Annotated in this window: 13 protein-coding genes and 1 riboswitch; of the genes, 6 read left to right on the top strand and 7 right to left on the bottom strand. The window is 43.9% G+C overall.

Annotation, left to right across the window (positions count from 1 at the left end):
* Positions 1-301: 301 nt before the first annotated feature.
* Both F6K46_RS33270 and rfbF read right to left on the bottom strand, forming a co-directional pair.
* Positions 302-1,366, bottom strand: a complete 1,065-nt coding sequence (locus F6K46_RS33270) for an NAD(P)-dependent oxidoreductase (protein ID WP_293066027.1) — start codon at positions 1,364-1,366, stop codon at positions 302-304.
* A complete protein-coding gene (gene rfbF / locus F6K46_RS33265) occupies positions 1,290-2,141 on the bottom strand; it encodes a glucose-1-phosphate cytidylyltransferase (RefSeq protein ID WP_293066024.1) in 852 nt (283 codons plus the stop codon). The genes F6K46_RS33270 and rfbF overlap by 77 nt, the downstream gene beginning before the upstream one ends.
* Before the next feature lie 737 nt (positions 2,142-2,878).
* On the opposite strand from rfbF, the gene F6K46_RS33260 reads away from it, so the two are divergent.
* Together F6K46_RS33260 and F6K46_RS33255 are read left to right on the top strand one after the other, a co-directional pair.
* On the top strand, positions 2,879-3,031 hold the full coding sequence (locus tag F6K46_RS33260) for a hypothetical protein (protein ID WP_293066021.1): 153 nt from the start codon (positions 2,879-2,881) through the stop codon (positions 3,029-3,031).
* Between the two features lie 410 nt (positions 3,032-3,441).
* Positions 3,442-4,536, top strand: a complete 1,095-nt coding sequence (locus F6K46_RS33255) for a calcium/sodium antiporter (RefSeq protein WP_293066019.1) — start codon at positions 3,442-3,444, stop codon at positions 4,534-4,536.
* Between the two features lie 54 nt (positions 4,537-4,590).
* Here F6K46_RS33255 and mtnB read toward each other — a convergent pair whose 3' ends face one another.
* The 4 genes from mtnB to F6K46_RS33235 form a co-directional block, all read right to left on the bottom strand.
* Positions 4,591-5,274: a methylthioribulose 1-phosphate dehydratase gene (gene mtnB, locus F6K46_RS33250; protein WP_293039550.1), complete on the bottom strand. Its 684-nt coding sequence runs from the start codon at positions 5,272-5,274 to the stop codon at positions 4,591-4,593.
* A complete protein-coding gene (locus F6K46_RS33245; protein ID WP_293066018.1) occupies positions 5,267-5,923 on the bottom strand; it encodes an HAD-IB family phosphatase in 657 nt (218 codons plus the stop codon). The genes mtnB and F6K46_RS33245 overlap by 8 nt, the downstream gene beginning before the upstream one ends.
* A gap of 250 nt (positions 5,924-6,173) precedes the next feature.
* A complete protein-coding gene (locus F6K46_RS33240; protein WP_293066015.1) occupies positions 6,174-7,268 on the bottom strand; it encodes a RuBisCO large subunit C-terminal-like domain-containing protein in 1,095 nt (364 codons plus the stop codon).
* A 28-nt stretch (positions 7,269-7,296) separates the two neighbouring features.
* Positions 7,297-7,851: a cupin domain-containing protein gene (locus F6K46_RS33235; protein ID WP_293020967.1), complete on the bottom strand. Its 555-nt coding sequence runs from the start codon at positions 7,849-7,851 to the stop codon at positions 7,297-7,299.
* Between the two features lie 244 nt (positions 7,852-8,095).
* Between F6K46_RS33235 and ftsH3 the strand changes: the two genes are divergently transcribed.
* Complete coding sequence (gene ftsH3 / locus F6K46_RS33230; protein WP_293020955.1) at positions 8,096-9,937, top strand: ATP-dependent zinc metalloprotease FtsH3; 1,842 nt, start codon at positions 8,096-8,098, stop codon at positions 9,935-9,937.
* 287 nt (positions 9,938-10,224) lie between these two features.
* Positions 10,225-10,321: riboswitch (TPP riboswitch) on the top strand.
* Between the two features lie 6 nt (positions 10,322-10,327).
* Entirely contained in the window at positions 10,328-11,701 is a 1,374-nt protein-coding gene (gene thiC, locus F6K46_RS33225; protein WP_293039524.1) for a phosphomethylpyrimidine synthase, read from the top strand.
* A gap of 113 nt (positions 11,702-11,814) precedes the next feature.
* Here the strand turns inward: thiC and F6K46_RS33220 are convergent, their stop codons facing one another.
* Positions 11,815-11,967 (bottom strand): hypothetical protein, encoded by a 153-nt coding sequence (locus F6K46_RS33220; protein ID WP_158069342.1) that lies wholly within the window; start codon positions 11,965-11,967, stop codon positions 11,815-11,817.
* A 247-nt stretch (positions 11,968-12,214) separates the two neighbouring features.
* On the opposite strand from F6K46_RS33220, the gene F6K46_RS33215 reads away from it, so the two are divergent.
* Entirely contained in the window at positions 12,215-12,931 is a 717-nt protein-coding gene (locus F6K46_RS33215; protein WP_293066012.1) for an iron-containing redox enzyme family protein, read from the top strand.
* A gap of 327 nt (positions 12,932-13,258) precedes the next feature.
* On the top strand, positions 13,259-13,993 hold the full coding sequence (gene cysE / locus F6K46_RS33210) for a serine O-acetyltransferase (protein ID WP_293066030.1): 735 nt from the start codon (positions 13,259-13,261) through the stop codon (positions 13,991-13,993).
* The last annotated feature ends 201 nt before the right edge of the window (positions 13,994-14,194 follow it).

Raw genomic sequence — 14,194 nt, 5'->3', positions numbered from 1 at the left:
GCTTCTACTGGATTCCTCAGCGGTTGGATTTTCACCAACTTAACTAACAAGTTTCAGATATTTCTATCTGAGGTTAATCCCCCAAATCCTTTTCAGGATAAGGTTTCTAACCAACAAATCGCACATTAGTAACGTACCCTATGGGCATAAACTGTTCCCATAGCGTAGCCACAGACCTTTAGCACCGATTGCGCTACTAGATCGGTGCTTCGCGAACAGTAGCGCATTAGCTGATAGCTGATAGCTGACGGCTGAATGCTTACGGATTACCGATTACCGATTACCAATGACCCAACAACTCCTAAACACTCATAGCTTGTATTTTAGGAGATATAGGTAGCTGGGTACGCCAACGCAGAGTTTGATCTAATCTGTCAGTGCTAAGTAATTGTTTGATGTGAGCAATACGCTGATACCTCGGTCCCTCAAACTCTTCCAAGGTTAAGCCTACGGTTTGATAAGCTTGGTAGAGTTCTTGAGCTCCCCGACGGGCATTCCATTGAGGTTTGAATTCGGGTAATGTCCGAATAATCTTACTACAATCAACGCGATAACAGCGCTTATCGGGTCCAGCATCTTTAGCGTATTCAATTTCGCAGCCTGGGACTGTTTCTTTGACAATTTCCGCTAACTCTCGAATACGATAGTTGTCCTCATTGCGTCCCACATTAAACGCTTGATTGTGTACCACCTCACGAGGTGCCTCCAACACCGCAATAAAGGCTTGGGAAATATCTTCAATATGGACAATGGGACGCCAAGGGGTACCATCACTCTTGATATACACTTGACCGGTGGTAAATGCCCAAGCGACCAAGTTATTGAGTACTAGATCAAAGCGCAAACGCGGCGAAACACCGTAAGCCGTAGCATTCCGCAGAAAGGTAGGACTAAAGTTATCGTCCGCTAACTGAGTAACATCTTGCTCGACACGAACTTTAGAAATGCCGTAAGGAGTGACAGGGTTGAAGGATGATTCCTCAGTCAACCAGTCATCACCACCAGCACCATAGTTACTACAGGACGATGAGAATACGAAGCGCTCGATGCCTGCGGCTTTGGCTAACTTAGCCAAATGAACTGAAGCAGCATGATTAATCTGATACGTTAAGTCAGGATTCAGATTCCCCAGAGGATCGTTGGAAAGCCCTGCTAAGTGGATTAGAGCATCAAATCCTTCTAGTTCTGTTGCCGTAACGTCACGGATATCCTTTTTTAGCTCTGGAATTTTTCGAATTCCTTCACCAAAGGTACTCTGTTCAAATAAGTCGCTATCAAGACCAAATACATCATACCCTTGAGCTAATAGCATTGGCACCATGACTGTGCCGATGTAGCCCTTGTGACCAGTTACTAATACTCGCATTATTTTCCTCCCAAATTTTCCAAGGTGCATTGCCACTGTTCCACAGACTTTCTAACCTGCGCTTGTCGCGCAAGGTATCCATGCATTGCCAGAATGAAGTGTGGTGATAGGCCATCAGTTGCCCATCTTTGGCGAGTCGCTCCAGTGGTGCTTTTTCCCACTGGGTGTCATCGCCATCGATATAATCAAAAACTCCGGGTTCTAAAACAAAGAAAGCACCGTTGATCCAGCCTTCTCTGGTTTGAGGCTTTTCAGAGAATTCCGTAATCTGGTTTCCATCTAGGTCTAAGTAACCAAAACGTGCAGGTGGACGTACTGCAGTTAAGGTAGCTAATTTGCCATGGGAGCGATGGAATTCCAGGAGCGCATTTAAATTGACATCAGAAACCCCATCTCCCCAAGTGAGCATAAATGTCTGATTGCCTACGTAGGGAGCGAGACGTTTAATACGACCCCCTGTATTGGTGTAAATACCAGTATCAATTAAATCAACTCTCCAATCCGGTGCTACACCACCGTGCTGGATGACGTTGCCATTGTTAAGGTTGACCGTTAAGTTACTATTAAGTGAACTATAGTCCACCATGTATTTTTTAATAACTTCTGCCTTATAACCTAGGGCAATCACAAAATCTTGGAAGCCATAATGGTAATAATGCATCATGATATGCCAGAGGATTGGTCGCCCTCCGATTGCTACCATTGGCTTTGGTTTTGTGTCGGTTTCTTCCGCTAGACGAGTACCGAGCCCCCCGGCAAGAATTGCTACTTTCATATTAATGTTGAGAACAAAATTACTAACAACAAAATTACTAACAGGTTTTACTAAAACTAAATCACCGATTCATTAATTTAGTTATGAATAAACCTATCAAATTATCCTATCAAATTCGGTTGACTAATAATCACAATTCCTGATTATTGAATTGGTAATTGGTAATTAGTAATTGTTAGTTGGCAGTTAGTAATTAGTAATTGCTAGTTGATGATAAACCATCCCCCATTACGCATTACCAAAAATTCAGGGATTATTGGGAAACTAATTAACCGGACTTGATATCATTCAGTATTTTCAATTAAACCCAAGTTGTAGTTAGATCTGTTGCCAGATTGGCTTTAATTAAATTTTTTTAAAATTCATTAATTAAATATTAAGTATTATATTTTTTTTGACAGAAAGTGGTATTTGAACAATGCTAAAAACACGATTAACTAAGAACTGCTACCACTGGATGATCAGTAAAGGTTTTGCAAAAATAATTCTTTAAGTGTTGTTGATTATACATATAAAGTATAAATATCAATTCCAAAGACTTAAAAATCTAGTAGGCATTCCTCTGCACCTAGCCAAGCTCATGCTCTTCTCCCTAAGCCTGTGCAGCCTACTATTGGTGATCGGGCTTACCTGCTAGCTTTTCCAGCTTGGTCAGTTCTTCAGTAGCAGCGAATCCCCTCTATCCTTTGGATGCGAACATGGTCAATGTGTGGGATTAGGGTGCCAAAGGTGATGGTATGACCGATGACACAGTTGCCATTCGCCTAGCAGTTCAGGATAATCTCACGAAACATTACACCCTGTTCCAACAGGAACCTATTTGGTTAGTGATTCAATTGAGTGGAAGAATCAGAAGCGTGTGTTTGGGCATTTCTGACTTGGCAGGGTGAAGGCACTGACAAGACTATGATCAAGCTTCAGGACAAAGCCAAAGGTTTTGGTAATCCTGAGCAGCCCAGGGAATCGGCTTAGAATGGTTGTATAGGCCAGTTCAAGAGCCAAGTAGACTCTCGAACCCCTACTACAGTACCATCCCACCTTTTATATATCTGTCTTTAAAGCAACTGTTTTTAGATAGTTGGTTAAGAAAAATAATAGAAAACAGTTAGCTAATAAATTAGTTAAAAACTCAAACTAAACCTGGATAAACACAGGAAAAAATTAGCTTTATATGTGTTACTGTTGAGGTGTTTGCGGTTTCAATAAACCCTAGGTAATTATAAGGGCTAAGTCGAGGTTATAGCAACTTTCATGCTTGATGAAGTAAACTCGTCCTCAATGACTTACTCACACACAGCCAATGAACATAATCACTCTCATTTTATTTATTGCTGGCTTTGTACTTTTGGTTGTTGGGGCGGAAATCTTGGTCAAGGGTGCATCACAGTTGGCGTTGGTAGCAGGCGTCTCCCCCTTAGTGATTGGGCTGACTATAGTTGCTTACTGCACCAGTGCCCCAGAATTAGCCGTAGCATTGCAGTCGAGTTATGACGGACAAGCGGATATTGCCCTTGGTAACATTGTTGGCAGCAACATAGCCAATATTTTGCTAATCTTAGGCATATCGGCAACTATGTTACCTTTGGTTGTATCCCGGCAGTTGGTGCGATTAGATGTACCATTGATGATTGCCATATCATTCCTACTCTTGTTTATGAGCTTGGATGGCCAACTGGGTAGAGTTGATGGCAGCATCTTGTTGGCTGGCGCGATCGCATATAGTTTATTCACCATTATTCAGAGTCGCAAGGAAAATCAGGAAATCCGAGACCACGATACCCCTCAAACCAAATCTCGCCAGTCTCGTACTAGCCTTAAAAAGATAGTTAATCAGTTAGGGCTGATTGTTTTCGGCTTAGGAATGTTAGTACTAGGTTCCCGCTGGCTGATTAATGGGGCTATTGCTATGGCCAAGATGTTTGGCTGGAGCGAGTTGATTATTGGCTTAACCATTATCGCTGTTGGCACCTCTCTTCCAGAAATTGCCACCTCCATTATTGCCAGTGTCCGTGGTGAGCGAGATCTTGCCGTAGGTAACGCTATTGGCAGCAATATTTTTAATATCCTGTTGGTGCTGGGGATGTGTAGCTTGATTGTGCCTGATGGTATACAGGTGTCAACTCCTGCCCTAAACTTCGACATTCCAGTAATGATTGCAGTAGCGGTGGCTTGTCTGCCAATTTTCTTTACTGGCTATCAAATTTCCCGGTGGGAGGGATTTCTCTTTTTAAGCTATTACGGTGCCTATACCTTGTATTTGTTCCTAAACGCCACACAACACCAAGCTTTATCACAATTTAGTACTATCATGATGACATTTGTCGTACCTCTAACGATAGTTACCCTAGTCATTTTGGTGATGGGCAGTATACGGACTAGCATCAAGTCTGGTTGAATAATTGCCGAATTGCTGAATTGTTCCGATTGAGCAATTCAGCAATTGTATTTGTTAATTCTTGATTGAGGTAGTGCTAAGCTCAATTTGTCGAGCAGCTACCATGTATCGAAAAATATAATCAGCTAACTCCAAGTAGATCTGGGCACGTTCGGTGGAAGACGCCCAAACAGTTATACCGTGGTTCCGAATTAATAGGATATTGACTGATGGCGATGCAGCCTGAAAGCGATCGCATATCTCACTACTAATGCGAGAAACATCTAGATGGTTGACAAATACTGGTACCGTGACTTTAGGGTTCTCCTCCCGTACTCCAAAGCCCTTAAGCATTTCTAGCGGCGGCAAAGGCAGGGTATCGTCTTTAGTGAAGCCAGAAACTAAATTCGACTCAATGGTGTGAATATGATAACAGGCTTTAGCATCTGGGAATAAAGAGTAGATACTTTGATGAATGCTTGTTTCAGCTGAAGGACGAGATTCAGGTGATGGTTTTTCTACTACTGTGCCATCAGTGGCTATGCGAATAAAGTCTTTGCTGCCTAGCTGCCCTTTATGGCATCCACTCGCAGTAATCCAGAAGCTGCCATCGGGCTGTTTAGCAGAGAGGTTACCGGCTGTCCCCACCATCCAACCTAATTGATAGAAGTGACTAGCAGCAGTAATTAAGGTTGGTCTTGGATCAATAGCTGATAGTAATTGGTGGTGATTTCGGATTGAGGAGCCATGATTAACCATTGTTCCACCGCTGGGATAGCTTTTGTTGTACATCAAAAAAATCATCCCACGGAATGTAGGGCTTTTGGCGCTCGTCCAGGTATTTGCTGAGGCGATCGCGGGCGAATACTACCGGGGCTTTCAGGCTCATATTCAAGTCCGTTACCGAATCGCCAATGGCGATCTGCTCTTGAGCCGGGTGTTGTGCCATAACCCGCACTTTAGACACAAGTTCTGTATCTCCTTCAAACTCAGAGGTTACCTTTAGAAAATTCCCGGTAGTTTCCACATCAACAGCATAAATAGCTGCTACCCGCTCAAGTAAGGATTTTTTCCCCGTGCTTCCCTGGCTCAGAACCGTTTCGACCATGCACCGCAAACCACCGGAAACCACAATAAAAGGAACATTCTGAGTTTCAAGAAAGTCTAACAATTGCTCTAAACCAGGCCGAATCGGTTTGGATTGAGCGTAGGCAATAATGTCAGGATAGCTAGCTGAAGGAATTGACTCTAACATCTGGCGCACACCTTCCCTCAGAGTCAGCTTCATACTGTACAGCTGGGGCATAATTTGGGCGGACAACTCGGGAGCAAAGTGTTTGAGCATGCCCACAAAGGTTTCAACGGCGGTAATGGTACCGTCGAAGTCGCAGAATACAACTCGATTCACAATGGTATTTAGTCTAAGAGTGCTCAGTCCTGAGTAAGAACTGTGGCTGTTGACGATATGTTCACGATAAATAGTATTACTATATGCATTACTATAGTAGTGATCAAAAATGTGAGGTACTTACGTCCTTGGAGTTAATGGAAGTAAGTATTACGGAGTAAAGATTACGGAGTAGGGTAAAGAAACCAGAGTGTACCTCATAATTATGATAAACACTATCTTGTCATTACCCCATAACCCGATTACCCGATTACCTCCGAGATGAATGTATGGCTTCAAAAAATGCTTTAACGCCAGCAGCAGGACCATCGGGATGATCCATAATGCCAGTTCCAGCATTAAGAATAACCTCTTGTCCGTAATCTGCTACAACCTTAGGCACAATCCCAGCATGAATGCCAGCGGAGGGCACAGGAAATACATTACGCGATCGCAAACTATCTCGAATTCGCTTTTCCTCCTCTGGGTCAAAGGGTAAACTACCATAATGGGCGGGATATAGCACCGCATCTGCCCCACCATGAGCCATCAGGGTTCCCAAAACCACTGAGTAAGCCATCCCGTGGTTTGGGGCTCCACACAGGGCTCCTGCTAAGGCGGGATGGGCAAAAATAGGCACATTAATCTCTGGATCAGCAGCTAGGGCTTCTAGGACAGAGAAACCGTAGGTCAAGACATTCAGCAGCAGGGCATTTGCCCCTTCCTTTACCAACGTATGAGCTTTATCAAGCAATTTGTCAGCCGAACCAGTTACATTAATGGCATAGAGTACAGTGCGCCCAGTTTGCTGTTTGATTTCATCAAGTACCTTACGGCAGACTTCTAGACGTTTCAGGGTTGGTGCTATCTCCAAATCCCCCAGAATCTCATCATCTTTAATAATGTCAAGTCCAGCTCCAGCAACCTCTTGTAAAATCTTCCCATGGTCTTCCGCTGAGAGTCCCAAGGCTGGCTTAAAAATTGCCATAATCAGGGGACGGTCAACTACTCCTAGTCTTTCCCGAATCCCGGTAATTCCGAATTTGGGATGCCTACCGTAGTGTTCTGGCAAGCGCACTGCCATGACTTTAGCTGGTCCTGCCATGGAGTATTTGCCAAAAATCATGGTTAGTAGAGTAGGGATATCGTTTTCCACATTAGCTTCGGGAAAACGGATGGTAGCCAAACCAGAACCATCAGGGTTAATGACACCTTGAACAACAGTACCAAGATGGGAGCGAAACACATTTTCGAGATGGGCAAAACGAGCATTCCAGGTGCCTGCGGTTTGCCCAACAGCAATCACTTTCGCTTGTTTTTCGACATCAACACCGCGAGGAAAGCGGTAGTCAACTTCAATGGACATATTCAATAAGTTATGAACTGGAATATTCTCAAACAGCTACTACCGGCTTCATCCGAATTTCCGTACCCGTGTATTCCGGAACCCAGCCTTCAGTAGTGATAAAGTAGCGCACAGCTTTAACCCGTCGTGATGGTGTCAGATAAAACCAATGTTCAGTATTCGCTGGCACATTAATGTACTCCTCAGGCTGCACAGTCAACTCCATTTGGCTGCCATCAGGACGTACAAACCCAAAAACCCCTTCTCCAGCAATTATGTAGCGCACTTCATCGTCAGTATGGTAGTGACAATCCTTAAATTTGGAAAGGAGGGCATCAAGATTAGGTATGTCTGGATACAGTACGATTAAGTCACGGGATTGATAGCCAGCGGTTTCCTTAAGTTGTTCAAAGTAGCTATCTAAAGCTTTAAGTACTGTATCCTTTTCAATATCACTAAGGGTGTCTTGCTCTAGAAGGCTGTGAATTTCTGGGTTGTCCCCTACAGACCAGTGATTTAGCTGAACCTTCAGAGGTGCTAATTCTCCGGCAATATCACTTAGCTCGGTATAGGTTGTACCATCTTCAAGTCGTAAAACCGCCATCATGTCCCTCCTGTTAGCTGTTCGATCTCTAAAGCAAAAAATTATAATATTAAGCATTGCTCTAGGTCAACCCACACCAGCCATCCAAACACTATTATTAGGTATCACAAGGCATAAAACGCTTCCAGAAAGGCTGTTTTAGAATAAAGTCCGCCCAGTTTTCCTCAGAAAGGTTAACATAAATTAATATAAGAAGCTAAATTCTATATTTGCCACATCCTCGAATCTATGGAGGTAACAACGAGTGAATAAAAAGTGGAGAAACGCAGGGCTGTATGCACTCCTAGCCATAGTGGTGATCGCCCTTGGTACAGCATTTTTGGACAAACCGTCCCCAAGTCGAGATACGTGGCGGTACGACCAGCTGATTAGCCAAGTCGAGAACGACAAGGTGGAAACCGTTAGAATCAGTGCTGACCGCAGTAAAGCGATCGCGATCGCTCAAGATGGTCGTCAGGTAGAGGTCAATCTCCCCAATGACCCACAACTAATCAACCTTCTGAATAATAACGGTGTAGATATTTCAGTTCTACCCCAGAGTGATGAAGGCTTCTGGTTCAAGACCTTAAGCAGCTTCTTCTTCCCGATTCTGCTTTTGGTGGGATTGTTTCTATTACTGCGGCGTGCCCAGAATGGTCCAGGTTCTCAAGCCATGAACTTTGGCAAGTCCAAAGCTAGAGTCCAAATGGAACCCCAAACTCAGGTAACCTTTGGGGATGTGGCAGGTATTGAGCAAGCCAAGCTAGAACTTAACGAAGTAGTAGACTTCCTCAAAAATGCTGACCGCTTCACTGCTATTGGGGCTAAAATTCCCAAGGGAGTCCTGCTCGTCGGACCTCCAGGAACCGGTAAAACTCTCTTAGCTCGTGCAGTAGCTGGGGAAGCAGGTGTTCCCTTTTTCTCCATCTCTGGTTCTGAGTTTGTCGAGATGTTCGTAGGGGTTGGTGCTTCTCGGGTGCGAGACCTATTTGAGCAAGCCAAAAACAATGCTCCATGTATTGTATTCATTGATGAAATCGATGCTGTGGGGCGTCAGCGGGGTGCCGGTTTAGGCGGTGGTAATGATGAACGGGAGCAAACCCTCAACCAGTTGCTGACTGAAATGGATGGGTTTGAAGGCAATACCGGTATTATCATTATTGCTGCTACCAACCGCCCAGATGTTCTTGATGCTGCCCTACTACGCCCTGGTCGTTTTGATCGACAGGTAGTAGTAGACCGTCCTGATTATTCCGGACGTTTGGAAATTCTCAACGTTCATGCTCGTGGGAAAACCCTCGCCAAAGATGTGGATCTCGAGAAGATTGCCCGTCGGACCCCTGGTTTCACTGGAGCAGATTTATCCAACTTGCTCAATGAAGCAGCAATTTTGGCAGCCCGTCGCAACTTAACCGAAATCTCTATGGATGAGGTAAATGATGCCATTGACCGGGTGCTTGCAGGGCCAGAGAAGAAAGACCGGGTAATGAGCGAGAAACGCAAAACCCTCGTAGCGTTTCACGAAGCAGGTCACGCCCTTGTGGGTGCCTTAATGCCCGATTATGACCCAGTGCAGAAAATTAGCATTATTCCTCGGGGTCGTGCTGGTGGTTTGACTTGGTTCACCCCTAGCGAAGACCGGATGGATTCAGGCATGTTTTCCCGTTCTTACCTGCAAAATCAGATGGCAGTGGCCTTAGGTGGTCGGATTGCTGAAGAAATTATCTTCGGTGAAGAAGAAGTGACCACAGGTGCATCCAATGACTTGCAACAGGTGACTCGGGTGGCACGGCAGATGGTGATGCGCTATGGTATGAGCGATCGCCTTGGCCCAGTTGCCCTAGGACGGCAGAATGGCAGTATGTTCCTAGGTCGGGATATTGCCTCAGACCGGGATTTCTCAGATGCCACAGCATCAACCATTGATGAAGAGGTTCGCAAGCTAGTTGATGAAGCCTACGAACGTGCTAAGAATGTAATTCTTGGCAATAAGCACATCCTCGATAAGCTTGCTGAAATGCTGATTGATAAAGAAACCGTAGATGCTGAGGAACTCCAAGAGATTCTAAGCACTAACGATGTCAAGATGGCTGCGATCGCTCTTTAACACAAGGCGATTTTGGCAATCACCTAGGTAAATACAATGGTGAATACAATAGCCTCTAGCTATTAATCATCCGTAACAGGATACCGTAACAGGACAGTGTAACTAAGCACTGTCCTGTATTATTTTGAGATTAAATCTTAAACAAGCATAACGATATAACTATTCCTGTTAAAAATTCCATAAGCTAATCTCAATAATCTTGAATTCTATAGATTACCCACTTGTGAATCAATCCCAAGGAGGGCGATCCTATAATCCGACTGATTTTATTTGTGATAGTATAATCAAACCAAAGCTAGGGGTGCCTGAGCAACCAGGCTGAGATTACACCCTTAGAACCTGAGTCCGGTTAATACCGGCGGAGGGAAGCTGTCATCGAGGAAATTAAATATGCGTATTGAATGGGTTGCCAAGCGCCGTGGTCAGAGCAATGTGACTCAAATGTACTATGCTCGCCAGGGTCTCCTGACAGAAGAGATGCACTACGTAGCCCAGCGGGAAAACCTTCCCGTTGAGCTGATCAAAGATGAAGTGGCACGGGGGCGAATGATTATCCCCGCCAATATCAACCACACTAACCTAGAGCCAATGTGTATTGGTATCGCCTCCAAATGTAAGGTGAATGCCAATATCGGTGCCTCCCCCAACTCTTCTAATCTTGATGAAGAGCTAGAGAAGGTTAACTTGGCCGTGAAGTACGGGGCCGATACCGTAATGGACTTGTCTACAGGTGGTGGCAACTTGGATGAGATTCGTTCCGCCATCATTAATGCCTCACCTGTACCCATTGGCACGGTACCAGTTTACCAAACCTTAGAGAGTGTCCACGGCAAGGTGGAAAACCTTACTGCCGATGACTTTCTCCACATCATTGAGAAGCACGCTCAGCAAGGAGTTGACTATCAAACCATCCACGCTGGCATCTTAATCGAACATCTGCCTTTGGTCAGAAACCGACTAACCGGCATTGTTTCTCGTGGTGGTGGTATCCTCGCCAAGTGGATGCTCCATCACCACAAGCAAAATCCCCTCTATACCCACTTTGACGACATTATCGAGATTTTCAAGAAATACGATGTCTCCTTTAGCTTAGGGGATTCTCTGCGTCCTGGCTGCACCCATGATGCATCTGATCAAGCCCAGTTAGCAGAATTGAAAACATTGGGGCAGTTGACTCGTCGTGCTTGGGAACATGATGTACAGGTGATGGTAGAAGGACCTGGTCATGTGCCAATGGATCAAATTGAGTTCAATGTCAAAAAGCAGATGGAAGAGTGTTCAGAAGCACCTTTCTATGTTCTAGGACCACTCGTGACAGACATTGCGCCTGGATATGACCATATCACCTCTGCCATTGGTGCAGCTTTGGCTGGCTGGTACGGTACCGCCATGCTTTGCTATGTAACCCCGAAAGAACATTTGGGACTGCCCGATGCTGAGGATGTGCGCAATGGCTTGATTGCCTACAAAATTGCTGCTCATGCGGCGGATATTGCCAGGCATCGTCCAGGAGCACGGGATCGGGATGATCAACTCTCCATTGCTCGCTACAACTTCGATTGGAACCGCCAGTTTGAACTTTCCCTTGACCCCGAACGAGCTCGGGAATACCATGATGAAACCCTGCCAGCAGATATCTATAAGACAGCAGAGTTTTGTTCGATGTGTGGACCAAAGTTCTGCCCGATGCAAACTAAAGTTGATGCTGATGCCTTGACTGAACTAGAGAAGTTCTTGGCGAAAGAACCTGCCCATCAACGTTAATTCAATCATAAATCAACTAAACCTTTTAAAAACCCGGTTTCTTAGCAGAAGCCGGTTTTTTTTTGAGACTCCCACGGTTATATGCACGTGGGATTTTTACTGACAGTTAACGATTAGAGCGCTACGGGCTGGGAATCGGGAATCGGGAATCGGGAATCGGGAATCGGGAATCGGGAATAGGAAATACCAAATAGGAAATAGGGAATACGCAATAAGGAATACGCAATCGGGAATAGGGAATAGGCAAGAAGCAATATAAAAGCCAAGTTACACAGCTTTTAGCAATTATCAGCTCACCATTATTTGTAAATACATGATCGCGTATTTATAAAATCACTATATGTAGAAGTTATGAAGCTATTTCATATAAACTCGATAATTATAACGCATCTCCTAAAATTAGATGCTTCACAGCTGATTAACCAGTTGATTTAAGAGAAAACTCAGGTGATTTTCAGATTAGCGAATGATGGTAGTGATAGAGCTAAGATAAAACACACAAAGGATAAAAAAATGACAACTCGTGATCAATTTTGGACTATGGCAGATCATTCTCGACTGGAAGCTGAATATCTAGCTGATGAGAAACTGCAATATTTACAACATGCCCCACTGGACGCTTTACAGCAGATATGTATCCAGTACCGTCATTTTACCAAACAGTTTCCTGATAATCTGGCAATTCTAATTTCCAAAGCTCCTTACGGAAAATTTAAAAGCTTAACCGCTGAAATACTAGCAGAAGAGTTAGGTGAAGGAGATCATGAGAATAATCATCTCCAACTATGGGATAAGTATCTGTTAAGTATTGGTATAAATCAAGATTTATTTGAAAACTGTCTTAGCGAAGAAAATAAAATTTTGCTTGATGAGATTAAGCAATTAACGTTAAACAAGCCTACCACCTATGTGATTGGATTATGTGGCATGGGTGGAGAGTGCCTTTGCCAAGTTTATCTCTCTACTATGTACAAATATCTTGTCAAAAACCCATACATAAAAGAAAACAAACACACCATTGATTGGGAGTTTTGGAACTTTCATGTTGGCGAAGCTGATATTATCCATCGTCAAAAGGTCAGAGATGCCATTAATGAGATAGTTGATGCGGATCCATCTACCGTAGATGATTTAACGGCTGGCTATCAGAAAGCCAAACATAATTGGGATACATTTTGGACAAATAACTACAAATTAGCCATGACTAAGCAGATGGCAGCTGTAAATTGAGTGAATAATTGAGTGAATAACTGAGTGAATAACTGAGTGGCATAGAAGTAAGTAGAGTTCATCAATCAAATCACTCTACTGCTATAATAAATATCGAATCCTCACAAATTGACCCGATATTTATTATAGCAGTTGGCAATTTAATCAGGTACATCTGAAAACCATGAACGACACACAGGACAAGGAAAAGCAAAAAAGCCGATGCCTGATAGCTCACTGCTAACTGCTATATTAGCTTGACTCAAAATGAAACAAAAATCAGAAATGAAGCATTCTCTTGAAGCTTTGAAGAAACATGGCCAAACCACAGATCGATCTACTTTAGGCTTGTGGGATTCTATTCGAGCAGATTTTGAGGCTGTGTTTGAGAAAGATCCTGCTGCATGCTCTTGGCTTGAGGTGTTAACTTGCTATCCAGGCTTACAGGCAGTTACGGTTCATCGCTTTGCTCATATCTTATATCGCCACCGTTTATTTTGGCTGTCTCGCTTCGTATCCTACATTGTCCGTTGGCTAACAGGAATTGATATTCATCCAGGTGCTACCCTTGGTCGGGGCATATTTATTGATCACGGTGCAGGTGTAGTAATTGGGCAAACCGCCATCGTTGGAGATGGAACCTTAATTTATCAAGGCGTTACTTTAGGTGGGACTGGTAAACAACTAGGTAAACGTCATCCTACTGTGGGAAAAAATGTAATCGTCGGAGCAGGAGCAAAAATTCTTGGGGACATTGAAATTGGTAACAATAGCCGTATTGGAGCAGGCTCAGTAGTTTTACGCTCTGTTCCTAGTGACTGCACTGTCGTTGGGATTCCGGGACGAATAGTTAGGCAATTCACCAAACCGATTAGTCCACTTGCTCACAGTAACATCCCGGATCCAGTAGCTAATGTGGTTGATAAACTTATCCAAAGGATAGATGAGTTGGAAATCAAACTAAACCAATTGCAGCAGTGTAGAGAAATGCAGTTCACCGAAAAGCTGTTGTGTCAAGCTCCAGCTATCAACTTATCTCACAATACTAATTTAGATAGCCGCCAGCTAGCAAAAGTAGATTAACTATTGTTAATACAGGAGACAAATGTCTTGGAAATCATAATTGCTACTATGCCTTTGTGGGTAGCCATAGTAATGCTAGTGCAGCGCGGCAGAAATACTTGAGCAGCTGCTGATAATGGTAAAATAGAAGGATGAACTGCTTACCTACTCGATGCTCAGCTTACCCTATTGTACTCTTCACAACTTGTGCTATGCCTGACC

The sequence above is a fragment of the Moorena sp. SIO3E8 genome (assembly GCF_010692445.1).
GTDB lineage: Bacteria > Cyanobacteriota > Cyanobacteriia > Cyanobacteriales > Coleofasciculaceae > Moorena > Moorena bouillonii.
This window is presented reverse-complemented; position numbering and strand designations above follow the sequence as displayed.

Bases quoted from the DNA above. Each gene is read 5' to 3' on its own strand.
- F6K46_RS33270 (WP_293066027.1), bottom strand. From the start codon at position 1,366: ATGCGAGTATTAGTAACTGGTCACAAGGGCTACATCGGCACAGTCATG.
- rfbF (WP_293066024.1), bottom strand. From the start codon at position 2,141: ATGAAAGTAGCAATTCTTGCCGGGGGGCTCGGTACTCGTCTAGCGGAA.
- F6K46_RS33260 (WP_293066021.1), top strand. From the start codon at position 2,879: ATGACCGATGACACAGTTGCCATTCGCCTAGCAGTTCAGGATAATCTC.
- F6K46_RS33255 (WP_293066019.1), top strand. From the start codon at position 3,442: ATGAACATAATCACTCTCATTTTATTTATTGCTGGCTTTGTACTTTTG.
- mtnB (WP_293039550.1), bottom strand. From the start codon at position 5,274: ATGGTTAATCATGGCTCCTCAATCCGAAATCACCACCAATTACTATCA.
- F6K46_RS33240 (WP_293066015.1), bottom strand. From the start codon at position 7,268: ATGTCCATTGAAGTTGACTACCGCTTTCCTCGCGGTGTTGATGTCGAA.
- F6K46_RS33235 (WP_293020967.1), bottom strand. From the start codon at position 7,851: ATGGCGGTTTTACGACTTGAAGATGGTACAACCTATACCGAGCTAAGT.
- thiC (WP_293039524.1), top strand. From the start codon at position 10,328: ATGCGTATTGAATGGGTTGCCAAGCGCCGTGGTCAGAGCAATGTGACT.
- F6K46_RS33215 (WP_293066012.1), top strand. From the start codon at position 12,215: ATGACAACTCGTGATCAATTTTGGACTATGGCAGATCATTCTCGACTG.